The organism is Nocardia bhagyanarayanae (assembly GCF_006716565.1).
GTDB lineage: Bacteria > Actinomycetota > Actinomycetes > Mycobacteriales > Mycobacteriaceae > Nocardia > Nocardia bhagyanarayanae.
In genome coordinates this window covers 1,844,847-1,866,925 of record NZ_VFPG01000001.1, presented here as the reverse complement: position 1 = coordinate 1,866,925, position 22,079 = coordinate 1,844,847, and the positions used below count along the sequence as shown (strand labels likewise).

General features: G+C 69.3%; 22 protein-coding genes. 8 read left to right on the top strand and 14 right to left on the bottom strand.

Annotated features, from left to right (window positions below):
• Nucleotide 1: 1 nt before the first annotated feature.
• Entirely contained in the window at nt 2-1,477 is a 1,476-nt protein-coding gene (locus FB390_RS07785) for a glycoside hydrolase family 183 protein (protein WP_141808341.1), read from the bottom strand.
• Nucleotides 1,478-1,733: 256 nt separating this feature from the next.
• Between FB390_RS07785 and FB390_RS34710 the strand changes: the two genes are divergently transcribed.
• The gene (locus FB390_RS34710; protein ID WP_342780398.1) at nt 1,734-2,039 is read left to right on the top strand and encodes an excalibur calcium-binding domain-containing protein; all 306 of its coding nucleotides are present in this window, start codon (nt 1,734-1,736) and stop codon (nt 2,037-2,039) included.
• Nucleotides 2,040-2,061: 22 nt separating this feature from the next.
• Here the strand turns inward: FB390_RS34710 and FB390_RS07775 are convergent, their stop codons facing one another.
• Nucleotides 2,062-3,180 carry a BTAD domain-containing putative transcriptional regulator gene (locus tag FB390_RS07775; protein ID WP_141808340.1) on the bottom strand — a complete coding sequence of 373 codons (1,119 nt, stop codon included), beginning with the start codon at nt 3,178-3,180 and terminating at the stop codon, nt 2,062-2,064.
• Between the two features lie 28 nt (nt 3,181-3,208).
• Nucleotides 3,209-4,243 (bottom strand): class II fructose-bisphosphate aldolase, encoded by a 1,035-nt coding sequence (gene fbaA, locus FB390_RS07770; protein ID WP_141808339.1) that lies wholly within the window; start codon nt 4,241-4,243, stop codon nt 3,209-3,211.
• Nucleotides 4,244-4,787: 544 nt separating this feature from the next.
• Here fbaA and FB390_RS07765 point away from each other — a divergent pair.
• Nucleotides 4,788-5,444: a DedA family protein gene (locus FB390_RS07765; RefSeq protein WP_425465901.1), complete on the top strand. Its 657-nt coding sequence runs from the start codon at nt 4,788-4,790 to the stop codon at nt 5,442-5,444.
• Between the two features lie 5 nt (nt 5,445-5,449).
• Entirely contained in the window at nt 5,450-6,154 is a 705-nt protein-coding gene (locus FB390_RS07760) for a DedA family protein (RefSeq protein ID WP_141808338.1), read from the top strand.
• A 40-nt stretch (nt 6,155-6,194) separates the two neighbouring features.
• On the opposite strand, the gene FB390_RS07755 is transcribed toward FB390_RS07760, so the two are convergent.
• The 3 genes from FB390_RS07755 to FB390_RS07745 all read right to left on the bottom strand — a co-directional run bounded on the left by FB390_RS07755 (nt 6,195) and on the right by FB390_RS07745 (nt 8,615).
• A complete protein-coding gene (locus tag FB390_RS07755) occupies nt 6,195-7,283 on the bottom strand; it encodes a glycoside hydrolase family 76 protein (RefSeq protein ID WP_141808337.1) in 1,089 nt (362 codons plus the stop codon).
• Nucleotides 7,284-7,437: 154 nt separating this feature from the next.
• Nucleotides 7,438-8,136 (bottom strand): TrmH family RNA methyltransferase, encoded by a 699-nt coding sequence (locus FB390_RS07750; protein ID WP_141808336.1) that lies wholly within the window; start codon nt 8,134-8,136, stop codon nt 7,438-7,440.
• A 146-nt stretch (nt 8,137-8,282) separates the two neighbouring features.
• Nucleotides 8,283-8,615 carry a DUF4190 domain-containing protein gene (locus FB390_RS07745; protein WP_141808335.1) on the bottom strand — a complete coding sequence of 111 codons (333 nt, stop codon included), beginning with the start codon at nt 8,613-8,615 and terminating at the stop codon, nt 8,283-8,285.
• A 117-nt stretch (nt 8,616-8,732) separates the two neighbouring features.
• Here FB390_RS07745 and FB390_RS07740 point away from each other — a divergent pair, with 117 nt between their 5' ends.
• The gene (locus FB390_RS07740; protein WP_141808334.1) at nt 8,733-10,097 is read left to right on the top strand and encodes a sensor histidine kinase; all 1,365 of its coding nucleotides are present in this window, start codon (nt 8,733-8,735) and stop codon (nt 10,095-10,097) included.
• Nucleotides 10,094-10,747: a LuxR C-terminal-related transcriptional regulator gene (locus FB390_RS07735; RefSeq protein ID WP_218018483.1), complete on the top strand. Its 654-nt coding sequence runs from the start codon at nt 10,094-10,096 to the stop codon at nt 10,745-10,747. Before FB390_RS07740 ends, FB390_RS07735 begins: the two co-directional genes overlap by 4 nt.
• On the opposite strand, the gene FB390_RS33900 is transcribed toward FB390_RS07735, so the two are convergent.
• A complete protein-coding gene (locus FB390_RS33900) occupies nt 10,708-11,022 on the bottom strand; it encodes a nuclear transport factor 2-like protein (RefSeq protein ID WP_246123908.1) in 315 nt (104 codons plus the stop codon). The genes FB390_RS07735 and FB390_RS33900 overlap by 40 nt on opposite strands.
• 295 nt (nt 11,023-11,317) lie before the next feature.
• On the opposite strand from FB390_RS33900, the gene FB390_RS07725 reads away from it, so the two are divergent.
• Nucleotides 11,318-11,764, top strand: a complete 447-nt coding sequence (locus FB390_RS07725; RefSeq protein WP_141808333.1) for a DUF4175 domain-containing protein — start codon at nt 11,318-11,320, stop codon at nt 11,762-11,764.
• A 45-nt stretch (nt 11,765-11,809) separates the two neighbouring features.
• Here FB390_RS07725 and FB390_RS07720 read toward each other — a convergent pair whose 3' ends face one another.
• The 7 genes from FB390_RS07720 to clpB form a co-directional block, all read right to left on the bottom strand.
• Nucleotides 11,810-12,556: a lysoplasmalogenase family protein gene (locus FB390_RS07720; RefSeq protein WP_141808332.1), complete on the bottom strand. Its 747-nt coding sequence runs from the start codon at nt 12,554-12,556 to the stop codon at nt 11,810-11,812.
• Nucleotide 12,557: 1 nt separating this feature from the next.
• Nucleotides 12,558-13,616, bottom strand: coding sequence for a beta-ketoacyl-ACP synthase 3 (locus FB390_RS07715; protein WP_141808331.1), 1,059 nt, complete (start codon nt 13,614-13,616; stop codon nt 12,558-12,560).
• Nucleotides 13,617-13,666: 50 nt separating this feature from the next.
• Nucleotides 13,667-14,254 carry an orotate phosphoribosyltransferase gene (pyrE, locus tag FB390_RS07710; protein ID WP_067791751.1) on the bottom strand — a complete coding sequence of 196 codons (588 nt, stop codon included), beginning with the start codon at nt 14,252-14,254 and terminating at the stop codon, nt 13,667-13,669.
• Nucleotides 14,255-14,256: 2 nt separating this feature from the next.
• Complete coding sequence (locus FB390_RS07705; RefSeq protein ID WP_141808330.1) at nt 14,257-15,069, bottom strand: SDR family NAD(P)-dependent oxidoreductase; 813 nt, start codon at nt 15,067-15,069, stop codon at nt 14,257-14,259.
• Between the two features lie 25 nt (nt 15,070-15,094).
• Nucleotides 15,095-16,156 (bottom strand): type III secretion system chaperone family protein, encoded by a 1,062-nt coding sequence (locus tag FB390_RS07700; RefSeq protein WP_246123907.1) that lies wholly within the window; start codon nt 16,154-16,156, stop codon nt 15,095-15,097.
• Between the two features lie 137 nt (nt 16,157-16,293).
• Complete coding sequence (locus tag FB390_RS07695) at nt 16,294-17,067, bottom strand: DUF5666 domain-containing protein (protein ID WP_141808329.1); 774 nt, start codon at nt 17,065-17,067, stop codon at nt 16,294-16,296.
• A 185-nt stretch (nt 17,068-17,252) separates the two neighbouring features.
• Nucleotides 17,253-19,808: an ATP-dependent chaperone ClpB gene (clpB, locus tag FB390_RS07690; RefSeq protein ID WP_141808328.1), complete on the bottom strand. Its 2,556-nt coding sequence runs from the start codon at nt 19,806-19,808 to the stop codon at nt 17,253-17,255.
• A gap of 287 nt (nt 19,809-20,095) precedes the next feature.
• On the opposite strand from clpB, the gene FB390_RS07685 reads away from it, so the two are divergent.
• Both FB390_RS07685 and FB390_RS07680 read left to right on the top strand, forming a co-directional pair.
• On the top strand, nt 20,096-21,031 hold the full coding sequence (locus FB390_RS07685) for an NADP-dependent oxidoreductase (RefSeq protein WP_141808327.1): 936 nt from the start codon (nt 20,096-20,098) through the stop codon (nt 21,029-21,031).
• A gap of 8 nt (nt 21,032-21,039) precedes the next feature.
• Complete coding sequence (locus FB390_RS07680) at nt 21,040-21,924, top strand: LLM class flavin-dependent oxidoreductase (protein ID WP_141808326.1); 885 nt, start codon at nt 21,040-21,042, stop codon at nt 21,922-21,924.
• Nucleotides 21,925-22,079 lie beyond the last annotated feature (155 nt).

Below are 22,079 nucleotides of genomic sequence, written 5' to 3'. Positions count from 1 at the left end.
CTCACTCCTCGATGGCGGCGTGCATCAGGTAGACGTTGTAGTCGCTCCAGGTCGTGATGTTGAAGTAGAGGTCCGAGCCGGTCGACCACGGGTGGATGAAACCGCCGTACAGCTCGGGATAGTCCAGCACGGTCACCGTCGGCGTCCCCGCGGACCACACGCCCTGCGGTGAATCCGCTTCGCACAGCACGATGGCGGCGCGCGTGGTGTCGAGGTAGCTCATCTGCCAGACGTCGCGCGACGCGTCGTAACGGACGGAGAGTTCACCGGCGGGCGCGTCGACGATCGGTGTCGCACCGCCCGATCCGCCGACCGGCGTCCACTGCCCGTCCCGCCAGTACTGGTAGGCGGTGGTGTTGAGGATCTGGTCCTTCGCGACCCTGGCCAGGCCGACGGCGCCGAGCCGGGTGTTGGGCGTACCGAACATGTACACGTGGTCCCCTTGCGGAACCATCGCGCTCACTTGGAAATTCGACAGCCCGAAGATGTTGTCCCAGCGCGCGTGCGGGTCCTTGGTCCAGGTCTGGCCGTGATCGTCGGAGTAGGCGATGCCACCGTAGTTGGTGTAGAAGGTGCCGGGCAGGCTGTGCCAGGTGCGAATCGACATGTAGCTCAGGTACTGCCGGTCGCCGAGCGCGAAACCGGAGGTCGGGATGGTGGTGATCTCGACATTGTCGAGCTTGCGGCTGGACAGCACCTCGGCGGCGTGGCAGCGGTCGTCGGTGACCATCCGGTCGTAGACCATGCCGTCGGAGAGCTCGCGATCGGTGCTGAAGGCGAGCACGTTGCTGCGCCAGTCGCCGCCCATGCCGCCGGGCGGATGGAAACCACGCCCTACCGTGTCGCCGAACGCGACGGCGATCTCGCCCGGCGCGCTCTCCCACATGATGCCGAGATCGGTGCCGTCCACCTGCCAGCGCTTGTCGGTGCGGTTCACCGAGTTGGCGCCGGTCTGCTTGGCCACCTCGCGCACCTCGGCGACCCGCGGCGCCGGACGCGCGGGCGACTGCGCCGCGGGTTCGGCAGGCGGGTCGACCCGCGGCGGTGGCGGCGGGACCGGACCCGGATCCGGGCCGGGGCCCGGCACCCCGAAGTGGAAAGGCTTGGGGCTCAAGAGGATTTCGGGAATCCCGAGCTGCCCCGCCAGGCTGGGCGGAGGCGGCGGACCGTCGGTGAGATCGGGGCACGGGTTGACGCAGGGGTCTTCGGGCAGCGCCATGTCGGTGCGCACCGGCGCGGGATCGGGCTGGCGCGGCGGCAGCACGGTGATCACCGGATACGGGATCGGCACCTCGAGTGTCTTGGGAACCAGCGGCTCGTGCACGGGCCGAGGATCACTCGCGCACGGCCCACTACCCGGCGCACCCGCCGCGAGACCCGGCTCGGGCGCCGCCAGGGCGAGCGACCGATCGCCGTACATCAACGCGCCGGCGCCGAACACCACGGCGCCCACCGCGGCCATCAGCCGCCTGGCCATACACAACCCCTCGACGTTCCACGCTCGGCAAGATCGGATCGACCCTACCGGCCGACCCCCACAGACCAGGCGGTGTTTTCCGAAACCCCCCGCATGAACAGGAGTGTCGGGGCCGAGTTCAGCCGCGCGCCGCGTCCGGCTCGCCTATCGACAGACCACGCCCGGCGGCCGCACGTCGGCAGCGCCTTCGCCGAGCGGTGCGCGAACTGTTGACGGACTCCATCCGGCGGCGCACGTTGGGTAGGTGAGGAATTCCGTGATAAGCCGATGCGCCGCCGCGATCTTCGGCGCCGTGACCATGCTGGGGATGGCCGCACCCGCCATCGCCGAATCGACGCCGTTCTCGGTCGTCTCCGGTCCGAGGGACGCCGATCCAGGGCCGACGTACCGCCCGGGACCGAAGGGCGACAACGTCCCGCCGCCGAAGGACGACGAGCGCCCGCGCCGGTACTACGCCAACTGCGATCAGGTGCGCGCCGAGGGCGCCTGGCCGCTGTACCGCGGCGAACCCGGCTACGCGTCGTACCTGGACTTCGACGGCGACGGCATCGCCTGCAACTAGCGAAGTACCTCCGGGACGGGAGCTACTGCAACGCCTGGAACGTCAGGATGGTTGCGCCGATGCGGATGACGTCGCCGTCGGCCAGCAACGCACCGCTCTCGATCGCCTCCTCGTTGATGTACACGCCGTTGGCCGAATGCAGATCCTTGATCAGGAGTCCGGCCCGGCTCGGCATGATGTGCGCGTGGTAGCGGCTGGCCTTGGGGTCGTCGAGCACCAAATCGTTGTCGGTCATCCGGCCGATCCGCATGCCGCCCAAGGCGATCGGCTGCACTCGCCCGTCCGGCATGCGCAACTGACCGCTGCGCACCGAGCGCGGGAGTTCGGTGACGGTCTCGGTCATCGCGGCGGCCAAGCGTTCGGTGCGCTTGAACTCCATGGTGTTCAACGGTTCCTGGCGCAACACCCGCTGCTCCAGTTCGACGAGCGCGGGACCGGGATCGATGCCGAGTTCGTCGGCCAGCACCGTGCGCACCCTGCGGCACGCGTCGAGCGCGTCGGCCTGACGTCCGGAGAGGTAGAGCGCGGTGATCAGCTGACCCCACAGCGGTTCCCGCAGCGGATGCTCGTTGGTGATCGAGACCAGCTCGCTGATCACCGAAGACGCTCGCCCGCAGGCGATCTCGGCGTCGATACGGGCGGACACGGCAAGCAGCCGTTCCTCGTCCATCGCGGTGGCGAAGCCGTCGGCGAACTGGAGACCTGCCAGGTCGGACAGCGCCCGGCCGCTCCACTCGCGCAGCGCGTTGCCGAACAACTGCGCGGCCGCCGCGTGATCGCCGACGCCGGCGGCCTTGGCGGCGGCATCCCTGGTCGCCTCGAAACGGCCTATGTCGCAGGCCTCTTCGGGGATCTCCAGGCGGTAGCCCGATGACTCGGTGCGCAACACCTGCGCCGGGTCGACACCCGAATTCCGCAGCGCCTTGCGGATATTCGAGACGAACACCTGCAGGCTCGCCGCGTAGGAATCCGGCGGATCCTCGTTCCACACCATGTCGGCCAGTGCGGCCGAGGCGACCGCGCGCCGCCGATTGACGGTCAACGCGGCAAGCAACGCTCGCGGCTTGGGCCCGCCGACCGCCACCGGCTCACCACCGACGAGCAGCCGGACGGGCCCGAGCACACGCACATCAAGACTCATGAGCTCGGGCCCCCGAAGAGAAGAGGGGTCAGGCGCTGATCGACCGCCCCGCAGACTTCAGATCATTGCACGCCTCGAGGACGCGCGCCGCCATCGAGGTCTCGGCCTTCTTCAAGTAGCTGCGCGGGTCGTAGGCCTTCTTGTTGCCGACCTCGCCGTCGATCTTCAGCACGCCGTCGTAGTTCGAGAACATGTGCGCGGCGACCGGACGGGTGAACGCGTACTGGGTGTCGGTGTCGACGTTCATCTTCACCACGCCGTAGCGCAGCGAGTCCTCGATCTCCGACTTCAGCGAGCCCGAGCCGCCGTGGAAGACGAAGTCGAACGGCTGCGCGTCCGAGCCCAGGCCCAGCTTGGCGGCCGCGACGCGCTGGCCCTCGGCGAGCACCTCGGGCTTGAGCACCACGTTGCCCGGCTTGTACACGCCGTGCACGTTGCCGAAGGTGGCGGCGAGCAGGTACTTGCCGTTCTCACCCGCACCGAGGGCGTCGATGGTCTTCTCGAAGTCCTCCGGCGAGGTATAGAGCTTCTCGTTGATCTCGGCCTCGACGCCGTCCTCTTCACCGCCGACGACGCCGATCTCGACCTCGAGGATGATGTTGGCCGCGGCGGTCGCCTTGAGCAGCTCCCTGGCGATCTCCAGGTTCTCGTCGATCGGGATCGCGGAGCCGTCCCACATGTGCGACTGGAACAGCGGGAGGCCGCCGCCGTTGACCCGCTCCTGGGAGATGGCGATCAGCGGACGGACGAAGCTGTCCAGCTTGTCCTTGGGGCAGTGGTCGGTGTGCAGCGCGATCGTCACGTCGTACTTGGCGGCGACCACGTGCGCGAACTCGGCCAGCGCGACGGCGCCGGTGACCATGTCCTTGACGCCGAGACCCGAGCCGAACTCCGAACCACCGGTGGAGAACTGGATGATGCCATCGCTGCCCGCGTCGGCGAAGCCCTTGATGGCCGCGTTGATGGTCTCCGACGACGTGCAGTTGATGGCCGGGAAGGCAAAGGAGTTCGCTTTGGCCCGACCGAGCATCTCGGCGTAGACCTCCGGAGTCGCGATGGGCACTGTGAAGACCTCCGTGTTCGTGCGGCAAAGGACAATTCTGTCAGGCCACACCATAAGGCAGGGGCGTTTCGCGACCTATCCGGCCCAGCAGCCTGGCCAAGCAGCCCGGCCCTGCACAGCCCAGCAGCCCGGCCCAGCACAGCCCAGCAGCCCGGCCTGCAGGGGCGACCGGGGACGTCCCCGCACCGCGGGCCCCCACGGAGCGAGTCTTACGAGCGACCGTTCGCGGCCGTCTCGCTTCCGAGCGGTCGAAGCGCATGCGACGCAGTCGCGAGTCTCGACCGCTCGGAAGCGAGACATGAAGGCCGCGAACACGCGCGCGCCAGCGCGCCGACAACACAGTTAATCGGGGGTAATTTATCGCTCGACGGTGGATTCTCAGCGTTACCCGGTACTGTGGGCCGGGTAATTGCGCTGGCAGCTTCCGACGCGGTGGCAAGCAATGTATGGCCAGCCGCACCCCGGGACAGGAGGCCGCGTGATTCTGCAGGCAGCGACCGAATCGGTGTCGACCAACCTCGCACTGACCCAGTTGCTGGACCCGATGTACCTGCTCCAGGAGACGTGGCTGAAGAACGCGGTGCTCCCCGCGATCCTCGTGATCGTCTTCATCGAGACCGGTCTGCTTTTCCCGCTTCTCCCCGGCGACTCACTGCTGTTCACCGGTGGTCTGCTGGCGGCGCAGGATCCGCCGGTGGTGTCCATCTGGGTGCTGGTGCCCGCCGTCACGTTCATCGCCTTCGCCGGTGACCAGTGCGGTTATTGGATCGGACGAGCCATCGGCCCGGCGATCTTCCGCAAGGAAGACACCCGATTCTTCAAGAAGTCCTATGTGACCGAGACGCACGAGTTCTTCGAGAAGCACGGCCCGAAGACCATCATCCTGGCCAGGTTCGTGCCGATCGTGCGCACCTTCATGCCGGTGCTGGCGGGTGTGTCCAAGATGGATTACCGCAAGTACGTCGCGTTCGACATCATCGGCGCCGTCCTGTGGGGCGGCGGCGTCACGATCCTCGGCTACTTCCTCGGCGGCGTCGCGTTCATCCGCGACCACGTCGAGGCGATCTTCCTGCTCATCGTGTTCGTCTCGATCCTGCCCGGGATCGTGGCGGTGGCGAAGAAGGTGCTCAACCGCGACGCCGAACAGCCCGAGGTCATCGAGCCCGAGCTGACCGCTTCGACGAACGAGACCACCCGCTGAGGCCGGTGTCCAGCGCGTCGTCGCCCCTCGCGGTGGGCAGTTTCGATCCGCTGATCTCGGCGGGCCCCGCGCTCGTCTGGACGGTGGTGCTTACTTTCGTCTTCCTGGAATGCGCCCTGATCGTCGGGCTGTTCCTGCCCGGTGACTCGATGCTGATCACGGCGGGCATCGTGATGGCCTCGCACGCCACCGGCGAAGCGCAGGTGTGGGCGCTCTCGGTGGGCGCCATGGTCGCGGCGATCACCGGCAATCAGGTCGGGTACGTCATCGGGCAACGCACCGGCCATCGCTTGGTGGCGCGCAAGGACGGCCGATACATCAACACGCGCAACCTCCAGCGGGTGTCCGAGCTGCTCCAGCGGCACGGGTTCCTCGCGGTGCTGGTGGCCCGGTGGATCCCGTGGGTGCGGACGCTGTGCCCGATGGTCGCGGGCGCCGCGCAGATGGATCACCGCAAGTACACGATCGCCAGCACCATCGGAGCCATCATCTGGGCGCCGGTGCTGCTGCTCATCGGCTTCTACGCGGGCAACTTCCTCGAGCGCGTGCCGTGGCTGATGCCCGGCGTGATCTGCACGCTGGTGCTCGGTCTCGTCATCGGCACCATTCTCGGCATCCGGCACTACCGGATGGAGATGGCGAAGCCCGCGGAGGAGTTCGACGTGGACGTGGACGCGCCGACCGTGGTGCTGCCGCGGGTCGAGTACTGATCGAGCGCCGGGCGCGGGATCCGGCGCTCGGCGTCGATACTCAGAGTCCGGCCGCGCTCACCTGGTAGGCCGCCTCCATCAGCATCCATCCGGACAGCTGCACCGACAGGTCGCGCTCGGGCACCTTCGAGGAGGTCACCGAGCCGCCCGACGTGAAGTAACCCGCCCCGGCCGGGCCGCCGGGCAGCTGAGCGGGTCTGCTCCAATCGGCCCCGAACAGCGGCTCCCCCTCGACCTCCAGACGATTCGCCCAGGCCGCAGTCGCCGACGCCCGGACGATCGCGGCCGCCGCGCGCCGATCCGCGACCTGCTGGCGGTCGTCGCCGGGCAGCATGACCGCGACGTACGCGAGGTAGCGGGCGAGGATGCCGTTGAACAGTCCACCGTCACCACCGCCGCCGCCCTTGATGACGCCGCCCGCGGTCATGTGGTCCTCCACCGCCACCAGCAGCCGGTGCACCCGCTCCAGGTGACGTTCCTCGCCGGTGTGAATCGCCAGCTCGGCCTCGACGCCGAGCACGACGCCCTGGCAGTAGGTGAACGTCGGGCGTTCGATCACGCCGGACGGCAGGTGGATGCCGTCGAGGATCAGGCCGGTGCCGGAATCACGCAGGGTCGCGTCCAGCCAGTCCGCCATCTCCTGCGCGCGGGTGTGCCGGCCGAGGCGGCTGAGCGCGATCGCCGCGGGACCGTTGGCGGGCGCGTTGTAGTAGTCCGAACGGACCCGCCACGGGATACCGCCGCCGACCTCCGGATTCCACGCTTCGTACAGCTTCTTCTCGAGCGCGACCAGCGCGCCGCGCGCCTCGGTGATGCCCTGGGTCCGCTCCGCCCGCTCCAACGCGATGGCGAGCCAGGCCATGTCGTCGTAGTAGTTGTTGGTCCAACCGGTGATGTTGCGGATGCGATGCGAGCGCACGAGTTCGCCGATTCGCCTGCGCCGCACCGGCATCGGCGATCGGTTCGCCGCGTCCACCGCGCAGTCGATCAAATGCGCCTGCCACCAGTAGTGCCAGGACACGAACGCGCGCTCGCGCTTGGTGGCAGGCCAGCCGACGACGCCGAGTTCCGTTCCGGGACAAGCCCATAACGCTCGCAGGTGCCGAGAGACGATCGCGGACTCCGCCATATCCGCCCGCTCCGACCAGAGCGCGGGCGTCGGTGCAGCATCCTGCCCAGTCCGTGGGCTCCGCGAGGTCATACCTCAATGGTGCCAGTTGGAAGCCGATTCTCGCCGCCGAATTGTTACCCGGCCGACGCCGAATCGTGCACCGCGAAACCGTTCACCACGCGGTCGCGAGATCGGCGTGCTCGCGAATCCAGGCGTGCATGGCGATGCCTGCGGCCACACCCGCGTTGATGCTGCGAGTGGAACCGAACTGGGCGATCGAGACCGTCATCGCCGCCGCGTCTTTCGCGTGCGCGGTGACGCCGGGTCCTTCCTGGCCGAACAGCAGCAGACAGTTCCGCGGCAACCGTGCGGTCTCCAGCGGCACCGAGCCGGGGACGTTGTCCACCGCGACCACGGTGAGACCGGCGCGCTCGGCGAACGCGAGCAGCTCGGCGATGTCGGTGTGGTGCTCGATGTGCTGGTAGCGGTCGGTGACCATCGCGCCGCGACGATTCCACCGCCGCCTGCCGACGATGTGCACCGCGGCCGCGGCGAACGCGTTGGCGGTGCGCACCACCGTGCCGATGTTCGCGTCGTGTCCGAAATTCTCGATCGCGACGTGGAAGGGGTGCCTGCGTGCGTCGATGTCGGCGACGATCGCGTCGCGCGACCAGTAGCGATAGGCGTCGACCACATTGCGGCGGTCGCCGTGCGCGAGGAGTTCGGGGTCGAGTCGCGGGTCGTCCGGCGGCGGGGCGCCGTGCTCCGCCAGCCACGGACCGACCCCGTGCGGGTGCTCGCCCCACTCGGTGGGGCCTGGTAGATGCTCCCCCTCGGGCGGGCGCGCGGTGTCCGACGACGACTTACTCACCTGGACGATGCTATGTGTAGCCGACCAAAGGTCACCTTCAGCGGGCCACACCCGGTCGCGGTCACCTTCTGTCCAGCCGAACCAGTAGCCGACCAAAGGTCACCTTCAGCAGGTCACACTCCGTCGCGGTCACCTTCGGTCGGTGGTCAGTACGACGACGACGAGTTCGCGGCGACGATCGAGATGACGATGACGGCGATGATGCCCACCAGGTAGACGAGCATGATGATGGTGCCGACGATGCCGCAGACGTAGCCCGCCTTGACGTTGCCGCGCCCGCCGATCGCGCCGCCCGAAGCGTCGATCTCGTCGAGCGCGCGCTTGCCCATCACCCAGGCGAACGGCGCGCACAGCTGGCACAGCACCAAGCCGAGAATCCCGAGGACCAGGATGGTGGTGGATTGCGGGTGGTCCGGCGGCGGACCGTACGGGTTACCGTAGGGTTGCTGCGGATAACCGTACGGCGGTGGATAACTCATGCGGGTGATGCTAGTTCCAAAACCCGCCGGGCGGCTCCGATGGTGTAGCTGTCCACACCCTCGATCCGGCGGTCAGCTCCATCGAGAACGCCGCCGTCGGCGCGAAACATGGAGTCCATGACCGAGACGCAAGCCGAACCCACCCTCGTGCTCGACAAGCCGACCGCGCCGCCCGCCCGATCCGTGCTTTCGGACGTCCTTCGCGCGCCGATCCAGGCCAGGACTTGGAAGGAACTCGCCTTCCTGATCACCGCGTTCGTGCTCGGGTGCCTCGCCGTCTGCTACCTGTTCTTCGGCTTCGGCGGCGGGCTCTACGCCTCGATCTTCCTGGTCGGCATCCCGTTGCTCGCGCTCGTCCTGCTCGGCGGCCGCGTCTGGGGCCGGATCTACCGCGCGCTGTGCCACCACCTGCTCGGCACTCCGGTCGAGGCGCCGCCCGCGTTCACACCGCAGCGCGGGCTGTTCGGATTCCTGAAGAGCGCGTTCACCGACCGGGCGAGCTGGCGGGCGATGCTCTTCCTGCTCGCGCAGTTCGTGCTCGGTGTGGTGATCGGCTACCTGGTGCTGGTCACCGTTGCGGTGGTGGTGTTCATCGCGATCTCGCCGATTCCGTGGGCGCTGTTCGATCCGGTCAACATCGACGAGAACGGGGTCGAGCGCCATTCGCTGATGCAGTTCGGCTCGTTCTACGTCGACACCTGGCCGCGCGTGCTCCTGATCTCCGCGCTCGGCATCGTCTGCTGTTTCGCGCTGCCCTGGTTGGTGCGCGGCGTCTGCCACCTGCACCGGCTGCTCACCGTCTGGCTGCTCGCGGCCACCGTGCGGGATCGACAGCTGGTCGAGCTGCGGGCCAGCAGGCGCGCGGCGGTCGAGGACGCGGCCGCCACGCTGCGCCGCGTCGAGCGCGACCTGCACGACGGCACCCAGGCTCGGCTCGTCACCATCGCCATGGCACTCGGCCGGGCCGAGGAACGCATCGCGGCGGGCGGCGACGCCACCGACCTGATCGCCGACGCGCACGCCAGCTCGAAGGAAGCGCTGACCGAACTGCGCGAGCTGGTTCGCGGCATCCATCCGCCCGCGCTCGAGCTCGGCCTCGCGCCCGCGCTGGAGACGCTCACCGCACGCAGCGCGGTGCCGGTGGAGTTGCGGGTGCACCTGCCGCAGCGGCCGAGCCCGGCCATCGAGGCCATCGCCTACTTCTCCGTCGCCGAACTGCTCACCAACGTGGTCAAGCACGCGCACGCCGACCGCGCCTGGGTCTCCGTGCTGCCGGACAGCGTGCGCACCATCGCGGTCACCGTGCGGGACAACGGAATCGGCGGCGTGCTGCCGCCCGCCGAAGGCGCGCGGGCGGCGGGCAGCGGGCTCGCGGGTCTCGCGGCGCGGGCGCGCGCGGTGGACGGGACCCTGACGGTGCACAGCCCGACGGGTGGGCCGACCGTGGTGACCATCCTGCTGCCCAAAGGAGATCCGCAGTGAGCACGCCGTTGCGCATCGTCATCGCCGAGGACAGCGCCATCCTGCGCGACGGACTGGCCGGGTTGCTCGTCGAGCGCGGACACGAGGTGGTCGCGATGGTCGGCGACGCCAGCACGCTGAGCGACGTTGTCGGTGAACACAATCCCGACGTGGCGGTCGTGGACGTGCGGATGCCGCCCACCTTCACCGACGAGGGACTGCTCGCCGCCATCGAACTGCGCAGGAAGTACCCGATGACGGGCGTGCTCGTGTTCTCGCAATGGATCGAAACCCGCTATGCCACCGAGCTTCTCGCCGGTGGCGCGAGCGGCGTCGGTTATCTGCTGAAGGATCGGGTCGCCGACGTGCGCGATTTCGTCGACGCGCTGTACCGGGTGGCGACCGGCGGTACGGCGCTCGATCCCGAGGTGGTGAGTCAGCTGATGGGTGCGTCCCGCCAACAGGATTCGCTGGCCCGCCTCACGCCGCGCGAGCGCGAAGTGCTCGAGCTGATGGCACAGGGCCTGTCCAACAACGCGATCGCCGACGCGCTCACCGTCACCGAGCGGGCGGTGGAGAAGCACATCGGCAATATCTTCGCGAAACTCGATCTGCCGCCGTCGGATACGCATCATCGGCGGGTGCTGGCGGTGTTGCGGTTGAAGGGCTGAGTCAGCGCGCCATCGTGCAGGCCGCGGCGATTTCCTTGGTGTCCCAGTAGAACGGTCGTCGCGAAGAAGCGCTCCAGCCCCGCGTGGCCCCGCCAGATGCCGCCGTACGGCATGCCCTCGGCCTGATGGAGCACCACGTCGTCGGCGAAGAACGGGGCCAAGGTGGTGAACGAGGCGCGGCCGGGGCCGCCCGCGGCGAAGTAGGCAGCCTCCGCGGCATACATTCCGGTGAGGACGTCCGTGGTCGTTGTTTCTGGGGTCGTCGCGCTCGGCATAGGGACAGCGTCGCGCGCGGGGCGGGTCGGCGCCGGCGGAGATCGGACCGGGGCGTTACGGGCGCGGATGTCGACGGTCGGTACCGAGCGTCCGCGCAGGGCCGGCCCGATATTCGCAAGGTACCGAATCGGAGGCCGGTGGCCGCCTATGCTTGAAATGCGAGGTCAGTCGGGGTGTAGGCCGACCGATCCAGCCGGACGAAGTCACCGCGCGCCGCCGGAGCGAAGGCGGTGGCACGCGCCGATCGGAGTCCGCCCACAGCCGCGCAGTGCCGGAACGGAGGTGGCGGTACGCATGGACCACGCACGGATTCTGCGGACGGTGCTCGGCGTCACCGCCGTGTACCTGGTGGTGCTGTGCTTCTGGCTGGGTTGGCTCGTGCACCGCACGCCGCCCGGCACGGTCCCGTTCCAGGTCGTCGCCCTGGTCGGCCTCTTCGGCTCGTGCGTCGGCATCGGCATGCTGCTCGCCGCCCGCCCCTCCCGCGCCGACCGCCGCCTCTGGCGCCACGGGCTCGAAGGATGGGCCACCATCGAAGGCGTGCACCCCCTCGAGCGCACCGATCACTACAGCGAACTCACCGAACTCGACCTCGAACTGACCGTCCCGGGTTCCGAGACCTACCACGGCTCCGTCGTTTTCGACGTCATGCCCGCCGACAAACCGAAACTCGCTCTCGGCGAAACCATTTCGATCCGCGTCGACCCAACGAACCGAGACCGCATCATCCTGGTGCTGTAGAGCGCGAAGGGGTTTGGTTCCCTCGAGTGTTGGGACGCGGCGCGGCTACGAGTGGTTCGGCGGGGTGTGGGCGTGGGGGTCGGCGAGGAGGTATTGGGCTGCGGCGTAAGTGGCGAGGATGACGCCCTCGGTGGCGCGGCGGGAGCGGGGGGTGCGGGCGAAGAGGCGGCGCAGGACGATGAGGCCGTCGGAGAGGGTGAAGAGCAGGGCTCCGAGGCCGAGGCGGCTGCGCGGGTCGGCGTCCGGGATGTTCAGGCCCGCAATCTTTTTCGCGCCGGGGGCGAGGCCGGGATCGGAGGCGAGGACGGCAGCCGTGCCGAGGGTGACGCCGTAGGCGGTGAGCGGGGTCGCGACGGTGGGCGCCTTGGCGCGCAGCAGACCGGCGGCGCCGAGCCAGGCGGCCACCCGTGGCAGGGCGACCGCGGCGGCGGGACGAGCCCCGCGCCGCCACCACAGCGTCGAGTAACCGGCCTGCATGACCGCGAAGGAGGACGCGCCCGCGATGAGGCGGCGATCGTCGTCGGGATCGATGAGCAGGATGTCGCCGACGGTCGCCGCGCCGAGCGAGCCGAGCAGGATGGTGCGCTCGGCGGGCTCGATGTCGACGCCGCTGGTCGCCACGTCGGCGGCGAGCAACGGCATCATCAGCGGTTTGGCGACCCACTGGAGCCGGTCGCGTCCGGTGAGCGCGCCGTAGACGGTCACGGCCGCCGCGGCGAGGAACCCGGCGCGGAACGGACGCGCCGAGCCAGGGAACGATCCGGTCCGCGTCCTGGCCCCGTTGACACCCATGTCAGAAGCTCGCCTCGGCCGGGGCGGGCGGCAACGTCACGACCTGGCCCGCGTAGCTGAGGCCCGCGCCGAAGCCGAGCAGCAGCGCCAGCTGGCCGCCCTTGGCCTTGCCCGTGACCAGCATTTCCTCCATGGCCAGCGGGATCGACGCGGCGGAGGTGTTGCCGGTGTTCTCGATGTCGTTGGCCATCGGGATCTCGTCGGCGAGGCCGAGGTTCTTCTTCATCAGGTCGTTGATGCGGGCGTTGGCCTGGTGCGGGATGAAGACCTCGATGTCCTCCTTGGCCACGCCCGAGGCCTCCAGCGCGTCGGACAGCGCGCGCGGCAGAGTGACGGCGGCCCACCGGAACACCCGCGGGCCCTCCATGCGCAGCGACATCCGGCCGATCGGCTCGACCTCGGGGTCGGTGCCCTGCAGGGCCTGGGCCTTGTTCATGAACTCCAGGAAGTCGACGTCCTGGGCGATCGCCTCGGCGTTCTCGCCGTCGCTGCCCCACACCGTCGGGGAGATGCCGTTCTCCTCGCTCGGGCCGACGACGACCGCGCCAGCGCCGTCGCCGAAGATCATGGCGGTGCCGCGGTCGGTGGGGTCGAGTCCGACGGTCATCGTCTCCGCGCCGATCACCAGCACGTAGTCGGCGGAGCCCGCGCGGATCAGGTCGGCGGCGACGCCCAGGCCGTAGCCGAAGCCGCCGCAGCCGGAGGTCAGGTCGAAGGCCGGGATGCCGTTGATGCCCAGGTCGGCGGCGACGGTGGGTGCGCCGTGCGGGGTCAGCTTCAGCCAGCTGGACGTGCACAGGATGAGCGCGCCGATCTTGGACCGGTCGATGCCGGTGTTGACCAGCGCGCGTTCGCCTGCGGCCGCCGCGATCGACCGCAGCGTCTCGTCACCGCTGATCCAGCGCCGGTTGCGGATGCCCGTGCGCTCGTAGATCCACTGGTCGGTCGAATCGAGAACCTCGCACACCTCGTCATTGCTGACGATGCGCTGCGGTCGGTAAGCACCGATTCCGAGCATCGCAACATTTTCGCGACTCTTGTTTACTGCAATGCTCACCACAGGTGACTCACACGTCCTCTAACTGTCGGACAACCAAACCGTCGTCCAGGCTAACCCAGGGCAAGATCCTTGAGTCCGAGGATGGAGCGATACTCCAGCCCCTCGGCGGCGATCACCTGGTCGGCGCCCGTCTCCCGGTCCACGACGGTGGCAACGCCGACCACGGTCGCGCCCGCCTCGCGCAGCGCGCGCACCGCGGTGAGCGGGGAGTTTCCCGTGGTCGTTGTGTCCTCGACGACCAGAACGCGCTTGCCGACGATGTCGGGTCCCTCGATCTGGCGCTGCATGCCGTGGCTCTTGGCGGCCTTGCGCACGACGAACGCGTCGATGGGACGGCCGGGCGCGTGCAGCACCGCGAGCGCGACCGGGTCGGCTCCCATGGTGAGGCCGCCGACGGCGTCGAAATCCCAGTCCGCGACGAGCTCGCGTAGCAGCTTGCCGATCAGCGGTCCGGCACGGTGGTGCAGCGTCGCTCGCCGCAGGTCGACGTAGTAGTCGGCCTCCTTGCCGGAGGACAGCGTCACCTTGCCGTGCACGACGGCGAGCTCGCGCACCAGCGCGGCCAATTTCTCGCGGTCGGTCGCGGCTTCGCGGTCGGCGCCGAGCACGGAATCAGTGGTTGTCGCCTCGTCGATCATGTCTAAGTCCTTCCGCGTGAATTGAACAGGCCCCGATTCATTCGGACCTGCAGGGTTCGCGGGATGAGTCCGGCCACCGTGGTGATCGCTTTGTACTGCGCTCCGGGCACGCTGATCACCCGGTCCTTGTCCAGATCACTCAGCGAACCGGCGACGACCTGCTCGACGGAAAGCCACAACGGTTTCGGCAGCGAGGACATCTCGATACCGGCTCGCTCATGGAATTCGGTGTGGACGAACCCGGGGCACAACGCCTGGATCCGAACACCGGTTCCGGCGAGACCGCCCGCCAACCCTTCCGTGAAGGATACGACGTAGGACTTGGAGGCCGAGTAGGTCGATCCCCGACCCGGCACCAGACCCGCGACGCTGGCCACGTTGACGATCGAACCTTTCGCCGCGGCGATCATCGACGGCAGCGCCGCGTGGGTGAGCTGGAGCACGGAGGTGACGTTGACGTCCAGCTGCGCCTGCAACTTCTCGTAGGGCAGCGTCCAGAACTCACCGGAGTGCGCGAAACCCGCGTTGTTGACCAGGAATTCGATGCCCTCGGCGGCGCGGGCCGCGACCTTCTCCCGGTCGGCGGCCTGCGCCAGATCGGCGACGAGCACCTCGGAGCGGGTGTCGTACTTGCGCTCGAGTTCGGCCGCGAGCTCCCGTAGCCGTTCGTCGTCCCTGGCGACCAGCACCATGTCGTAGCCGAGCGAGGCCAGCCGCAGCGCGAAGCCGTGGCCGATGCCGGAGGTCGGTCCGGTGATCAGCGCCACCGGACGGGTCGCGCCGGGCAGGCGCGCGGGAACGGAACTGTCGGTCATCGCGGTGTCGGTCCAATCGAGCTGGTCACTGCGGCACGGGGCCCTGATACGGACGGAATCCGGGGTGGAACGGGCCGCCGGGGCGGTCCTGCTCGTCGGGTCGGGAGGCGGGCGGCTCGTCCGCCCAGTCGTCGGCGTCGCCGCGGCGCGATTCCGGACGCCAGTCGTCCTCGGCCTCGTCGTCGTCGGACCAGCGGTCCTCGCGCGTCCGAGCCCTGGCGTCGGGGACGACGGCCAGCGAGGGGCGGCGCGACTGCTCGCCCGCGGTCTCCCGCTCGTCCGGTTCGTAGTCCTCGTCGTAGCGGGACTCGTCGTCGCGGTCGTCGTAGCCGAAATCGCGATCGTCGTCGTCCGCGCCGGGCGGCAGCACACGGGAGGCGCCGCGCACCGGCTCCGAACGCGCCGACTCGGCGCGGTCGCGGGTCCGCGGGTGCGGACGGTCCGGGTCTTGCTCGGACTTGTTCGCGCCGCGCGGGTCGCTGACCGGAGGTAGCACGTGCAGCAGACCGGACAGGCGCAGCACCGCGTCGATGGCGGACTCCCAATCCTTCGCCGCCGTACCGACGTTCAGCATGCCGAGGGTCCAGTTGCCTTCGCTCCAGAGCATCTGCACGGTGTCGGACAGCGTCTCGATGAACGCGACCATCCGCTGATCCACCGCGTGCCTGGCGATCTCCGGGTTCGTCGCGAAGACGACCCGGTCGCCGATGGCGCCGAGCAGCTCCAGATCCGCGTCCTTCGGCGGGGACGCCGTCTTGAGCCGCATGTCGACATCGATGTCCGAACCGATCTGGCGGCGCACCGCGACCAGCGTCGCGGCGTCCTCCAGGTCGAACAGAACGAACTTCTCGCCCTTGCGGATACCGGAGACCACGTCGACCGCCGACAGATAGCCGAGTTTGGCCAGCGCGCCGCGCCGCCACGTCGACGGGAGTGCCGGTTCCACCGACACGTAGGTGTACCCCTGGGCCTTGGCCCAGACCTGGCGCGCGTGACCGGTCCGCTGTCGCTGGACCCGATCGAAATACAGCAGCACGATCGCACCAACGAGTGCGATCGCCGCCAACCCGAACCACATAGCCGTCATCGCGGTCTACCCTAATAGGCCCGGACGGTGGAGGGCCGCCTTTGGTACCGCGACGAGCCGCCGGTCTTGCGCTATCGGACGGAGTCCGGTCTCCGGCACCGCCGGACGGAGTCCGGCCGCAGGCACCGCGCCGCCGCTCATCTTCCGCCGCCGGGCAGCGTGGTGCTGATGATGATCCTCGCGCGGATCGATCCGTCCTGTCCCTTGTCGCCCTGCACCACGACCATGTCGCCCACGGGCAGGTCGGCGGGCTTCGCGCCGGAGAGCGAGATCACCTGGGTGAGTTCGTCGGTCGAGACGTTCACCGTGTTGCCGGAGACGGTGTCGATGGTGAGCTGGCCGCCGTTGTTGGCGCTGATGGTGCCCATGGTCGCGCCCAACTCGTCGATTCCGGGCAGGCCGGGCAGACCACTCGGCGACGGGTCGCGCGGCGACGGGTTCTCCGTCGGGAACGCACGACCGGTGGGGAACGGCGCGGTCGTCGTGCCGCCCGCCGTCGTGGTCGACGAGTCACGACCGCCGAGCACCAGCCCGGCGACCACCCCGGCCACCGCGACGAGCGCGACGACGCCGAGCGCGAGCGCGATCCACAGACCCGTATTGCGTTTGGGCGGCGGCTGATCCATCGGTGGACCGCCCGGCGGCACACCGGCGGGCGGGACGCCCGTGGGCTGGCCCGGCGCGCCCTGCCACTGCGTGCCGTAGGGGCTTTCGTAAGCACCCCACTGGTGCTCCATCGGCGGGAGCTGCTTGGTGGCGTTCGCGGGCGGCGGACCCCACTCGTACTGCTCGGTCGACGGATACCTCGTGGTGTCCCCGGACGGGTCGTAGCCGGACGCACCCGGCGAACCGAGGTGCTCGGTCGGCGCATCCTCCGGCCGCTGTCCCCAGGGATCCTTCGGGTTCGTCATGCCTCCAGGGTATGCGTACCTCCGCATCCGCTCCGGCCATGCGCGAGGTGTTTTCGACGGACTTCGTCCGGCAGCGCCTGGGCTGCGTGTCGACCGTCACGTCCAGGTGACCGAGCCGATTCGGCGAGCCACGCCGAACACCCGGACGCCCCGGCCCGCACCGGGGCCGGGGCGTCCGATCACACTCACCTGCCGACGATCAGACCGTCGCCGTTGCCGCTCACGCCGACCTTGACCGTGTCGCCGTCGGTGACCTCGCCGGCGAGCAGTTCCTTGGCGAGGGTGTCGCCGATGGACTGCTGGATCAGCCTCCGCAACGGTCGCGCGCCGTACACCGGGTCGTAGCCGCGCACCGCGAGCCAGAACCTGGCCGAATCGCTGACGTCCAGCTTCAGCCTGCGCTGCGACAGCCGCTTCTGCAGCTGGTCGAGCTGGATGTCGACGATCCGCTCCAGCTGCTCCTCGTCGAGCGAGTGGAACATGACCACGTCGTCGAGCCGGTTGAGGAACTCCGGCTTGAACGCCGAGCGCACCGCGTTCATGACGAAGTCCTTGTCACCGCCCGCACCCAGGTTCGAGGTGAGGATGAGGATGGTGTTGCGGAAGTCCACCGTGCGGCCCTGGCCGTCGGTGAGCCGTCCCTCGTCGAGCACGGCGAGCAAGATGTCGAACACATCCGGGTGCGCCTTCTCGATCTCGTCGAACAGCACCACGGTGTACGGCCTGCGCCGCACCGCCTCGGTGAGCTGGCCGCCCTGGTCGTAGCCGACGTAGCCGGGCGGGGCGCCGACCAGACGGGCCACCGAGTGCTTCTCGCTGTATTCGCTCATGTCGATCCGCACCATGGCGCGTTCGTCGTCGAAGAGGAAGTCCGCCAACGCCTTCGCCAGCTCGGTCTTGCCGACGCCGGTGGGGCCGACGAACATGAACGAGCCGGTCGGCCGGTTCGGGTCGGCGACGCCTGCGCGCGCCCTGCGCACCGCGTCGGAGACGGCCTGCACGGCCTCCTTCTGTCCGACGACGCGACGCTCGAGCTCGTCCTCCATCCGGAGCAGCTTCTGAGTCTCGCCCTCCATCAGCCTGCCCACCGGGATGCCGGTCCACGCGGACACCACCTCGGCGATGTCGTCGGGGCCGACCTCCTCCTTGAGCATCACCTCGCCGTCGGGCGCGGCGCCGTTGGCCTTCTCGGCCTGCGCGAGTTCCTTCTCCAGCGTCGGGATCCGGCCGTAGCGCAGCTCGGCCGCCTTGCCGAGATCGCCGTCGCGTTCGGCGCGCTCCGACTCGCCGCGCAGGCTCTCCAGCTGTTCCTTGAGCGAACGGACCTGATCGATGGCCTTCTTCTCGTTCTGCCACCGGGTGGTCAGCTGGTTGAGCTTCTCGCGGTCGTCGGCCAGTTCCTGGCGCAGCTTCTCCAAGCGCTGTTTGGAGGCCTCGTCGGTCTCCTTGGTCAGCGCGACCTCTTCGATCTCGAGGCGACGCACCGCGCGCTCGACCTCATCGATCTCCACCGGGCGCGAGTCGATCTCCATGCGCAGCCGCGAGGCCGACTCGTCGACAAGGTCGATCGCCTTGTCCGGCAGGAACCGCGAGGTGATGTAGCGGTCGGAGAGGGTGGCCGCGGCCACCAGCGCGGAGTCGGTGATGCGCACGCCGTGGTGCACCTCGTAGCGCTCCTTGATGCCGCGCAGGATGCCGACGGTGTCCTCCACCGAGGGCTCGCCGACCAGCACCTGCTGGAAGCGGCGCTCCAGCGCGGCGTCCTTCTCGATGTGCTTGCGGTACTCCTCCAGCGTGGTCGCGCCGACCAGCCGCAGTTCGCCGCGGGCCAGCATCGGCTTGATCATGTTGCCCGCGTCCATCGCCGATTCGCCGGTCGCGCCGGCGCCGACGATGGTGTGCAGCTCGTCGATGAAGGTGATGATCTGTCCGGCGCTGTTCTTGATCTCCTCGAGCACGGCCTTGAGCCGTTCCTCGAATTCGCCTCGGTACTTCGCGCCCGCCACCATCGCGCCGAGATCCAGTGCGACAACGGACTTTCCGCGCAGCGACTCGGGCACGTCGCCCGCCACGATGCGCTGGGCCAGTCCCTCGACGATGGCGGTCTTGCCGACGCCGGGCTCGCCGATCAGCACCGGGTTGTTCTTGGTGCGGCGGCTCAGCACCTGGACGACGCGCCGGATCTCGGTGTCGCGCCCGATGACCGGGTCTAGCTTGCCGGAGCGCGCGGCCGCGGTGAGATCGGTGGAGTACTTCTCCAGCGCCTGGTAGCTGCCCTCGGGATCGGGGTTGGTCACCCGGGCGCTGCCGCGCACGGTGGTGAACGCCTCGCGCAGCGCGTCGGCCGTCGCGCCGTGCTTGGTGAGCAGCTTGGTGACGTCCGAGTCGCCCTCGGCGAGGCCGACGACGACGTGCTCGGTGGAGACGTACTCGTCCCCGAGTTCGGTGGCCAGCCGCTGGGCCGCGGTGATGGCGCCGAGCGCCTCGCGCCCGAGGTTCGGCGTCGTGGTCGCGCCGGTCGCCCTCGGCAGCCGGTCGACGATGTCCTGTGCCTCGCGCCGAACCGTCGCGGGGTCGACGCCGACGGCCTTCAGCAGTGGGGCGGCGATGCCGTCGGTCTGATCGAGCAACGCCACCAGCAAGTGCGCCGGACGAATCTCCGGGTTGCCCGCGGCCGACGCCGCCTGGAGGGCCGCGGTCAGCGCCGCCTGGGTCTTGGTGGTGGGATTGAACGAGTCCACAAGTCACCTTCCTCGAGTCGATTCCGCAGCATCGAGTGCCCTTCCCGCGCGCGATCGCGTGCGGGCTCGTGCTGTTCCAATCGGTCCAACGTGCGGGAGGTTGAGTCTGTTCCGCTCAAGTTTAAAAATTTTCCGGCCCGCCACCCGGCCGATTTCCGCGGCTCAACGCTACGCCGCGCCATCGCCGAATGCGATGAATCACGGCGTCGGTGGTGTAGGGATGCATACGAGCACCAAAAGCGGTTAGTTGATGCATCACCCTTCAGCCGAACCGAGGAGCGGAACCGATGCGCGCGATCGTGGTACGGAAGTTCGGAGAACCCGTCGAGCTGGCCGAGATGCCGGTACCCGAGCCGGGCGCGCAAGCGGTCAAGGTGCAGCTCGACGCCGCGGGCGTCAACCCCTTCGACCTGAAGATGGCCAATGGCATCCTGGAAGGCCGGATGCCGCACGACTTTCCGGCGATCCTCGGCGTGGACGGCGCGGGCAGCATCGCCTCGGTCGGCCCCGGCGTCACGAAGTTCACGATCGGCGATCGGGTGGTCGGCAAGTTCCTCGTCCCGCCCGCCGGGCACGGCAGCTTCGCCGAATACTCGGTGCTCCCGGAGGACGCGACGCTGGTACCCATCCCGGAACCGGTCACCACGATGGCCGCCGCGGCGCTGCCGACCGCGGGCGTCACCGCGCAGGACCTGGTCGACGCGGCCCAGATCCGGCCCGGCCAGAAGGTGCTGATCGTCGGCGCCACCGGCGGCGTCGGGTCGTTTCTCGTGCAGCTGGCCAATATCGCGGGCGCGCACGTCATCGCGACGGCGCGCGGCGACACGGCCGACCAGATGACCAGGCTCGGCGCGGCGGAGACGGTGGACTACACCCGCGCGTCCGTCGCCGATTCGGTGCGGTCCACCGAGCCCGACGGCATCGACGTGCTCTTCGATCTGGTCAGCCCGCCCGAAGCGCTCGCGCCGCTGACCGAACTCGTGCGCGCGGGCGGCGCGGTCTACACCACCGTCTTCGCGGCCGACGAGGCCGCGCTGCGTGAGCGCGGTCTACGCGGCGGCAACTTCGAGTCCAAGGGCCGGGCGCCGGAACTGACCCGGTTGCTGGCGCGCGTCGCGGCGGGCGACGTGGTGGTGCCCATCGACGCGACCGTCCCGCTAGAGGAAGCGTCAACCGTGCTCGGCGCCACGGGCGCGCGCGGCAAGACCGTACTCACCATCTGAGCCGCGAGATGAGCGCTCGCCCTGTCGAATTCGGACTTTTCCTGATCCCCGACGCCGACGACTACCACCAGCTCACCCAGGTGGCGGCCTACGCCGAATCCGCCGAACTCGACCTCATCGGCATCCAGGACCACCCCTACCAGCGCCGTTTCCTGGACACCTGGACCCTGATCACCGCGCTCGCGGTGCGCACCGAACGGATCACCTTCTTTCCCGACGTCGCGAACCTGCCGCTGCGCAACCCCGCGGTCCTCGCCAAATCCGTCGCCTCGCTGGACATCATGACCGGCGGGCGGATCCAGCTCGGGCTGGGAGCCGGCGCGTTCTGGGACGCCATCGCGGCCATGGGCGGCGAGCGGCTGAGCAAGGGCGAGGCGGTGCGGGCGCTGGCCGAGGCGATCCACGTCATCCGCGCGATGTGGAGCGACGAGCGCGCCGTCCGGGTGCCCGGCGCGTTCCACCGGCTCGCGGGCGCGCATCCCGGCCCGCGGCCGAGGCACGATCCCGGCATCTGGCTCGGCGCGATGGGACCGCGTATGCAGACGCTGACCGGCACGCTCGCCGACGGCTGGCTGCCCTCGGCCGCCTGGGCGCCGCCGGAGTTCCTCACCGAGGCGGGCAAGCGGATCGACGACGCGGCGGCGGCCGCGGGCCGGGACCCGCACGCGATCCGCCGGGTCTACAACGTCTCGGGCACCATCACCGACAACGGCGTCGACCACGGCTTCCTCGAAGGACCGGTGAGCCGGTGGGTGGACGATCTGACCGCGCTGCACGTCGAGCAGCGCATCGACGGCTTCGTCTTCTGGCCGACCGAGGGCGACCCGGCCGAACAGATCCGCCGCTACGCCGAACAGGTCGCCCCCGCCGTTCGCGCCGCCGTTGCCGGGTGAGCAGGGTTCACGCCCCCGCTGGTGAACTTGTGCGTAAACGGCGCACAAGCGGCCCCTGCCCTCCCGTTGCAGGTACCCGTCCAGAGAACCACACCCTGAGCAGGTACACCCGCCCCCGCCGTTGCCGGGGCGTGAGCAGCTTCACCCTCGCTGGT

Excerpts from the sequence above, each read along its gene's own strand:
- FB390_RS07705 (WP_141808330.1), bottom strand. The coding sequence starts at position 15,069 with ATGACCGACAGTTCCGTTCCCGCGCGCCTGCCCGGCGCGACCCGTCCG.
- FB390_RS07680 (WP_141808326.1), top strand. The coding sequence starts at position 21,040 with ATGAGCGCTCGCCCTGTCGAATTCGGACTTTTCCTGATCCCCGACGCC.
- pyrE (WP_067791751.1), bottom strand. The coding sequence starts at position 14,254 with ATGATCGACGAGGCGACAACCACTGATTCCGTGCTCGGCGCCGACCGC.
- FB390_RS07725 (WP_141808333.1), top strand. The coding sequence starts at position 11,318 with ATGGACCACGCACGGATTCTGCGGACGGTGCTCGGCGTCACCGCCGTG.
- FB390_RS07775 (WP_141808340.1), bottom strand. The coding sequence starts at position 3,180 with ATGAGTCTTGATGTGCGTGTGCTCGGGCCCGTCCGGCTGCTCGTCGGT.
- FB390_RS07765 (WP_425465901.1), top strand. The coding sequence starts at position 4,788 with ATGTACCTGCTCCAGGAGACGTGGCTGAAGAACGCGGTGCTCCCCGCG.
- FB390_RS07785 (WP_141808341.1), bottom strand. The coding sequence starts at position 1,477 with ATGGCCAGGCGGCTGATGGCCGCGGTGGGCGCCGTGGTGTTCGGCGCC.
- FB390_RS07700 (WP_246123907.1), bottom strand. The coding sequence starts at position 16,156 with ATGACGGCTATGTGGTTCGGGTTGGCGGCGATCGCACTCGTTGGTGCG.
- FB390_RS07755 (WP_141808337.1), bottom strand. The coding sequence starts at position 7,283 with ATGGCGGAGTCCGCGATCGTCTCTCGGCACCTGCGAGCGTTATGGGCT.
- FB390_RS07745 (WP_141808335.1), bottom strand. The coding sequence starts at position 8,615 with ATGAGTTATCCACCGCCGTACGGTTATCCGCAGCAACCCTACGGTAAC.
- FB390_RS07685 (WP_141808327.1), top strand. The coding sequence starts at position 20,096 with ATGCGCGCGATCGTGGTACGGAAGTTCGGAGAACCCGTCGAGCTGGCC.
- FB390_RS07695 (WP_141808329.1), bottom strand. The coding sequence starts at position 17,067 with ATGACGAACCCGAAGGATCCCTGGGGACAGCGGCCGGAGGATGCGCCG.
- FB390_RS33900 (WP_246123908.1), bottom strand. The coding sequence starts at position 11,022 with ATGCCGAGCGCGACGACCCCAGAAACAACGACCACGGACGTCCTCACC.
- FB390_RS07720 (WP_141808332.1), bottom strand. The coding sequence starts at position 12,556 with ATGGGTGTCAACGGGGCCAGGACGCGGACCGGATCGTTCCCTGGCTCG.
- FB390_RS07740 (WP_141808334.1), top strand. The coding sequence starts at position 8,733 with ATGACCGAGACGCAAGCCGAACCCACCCTCGTGCTCGACAAGCCGACC.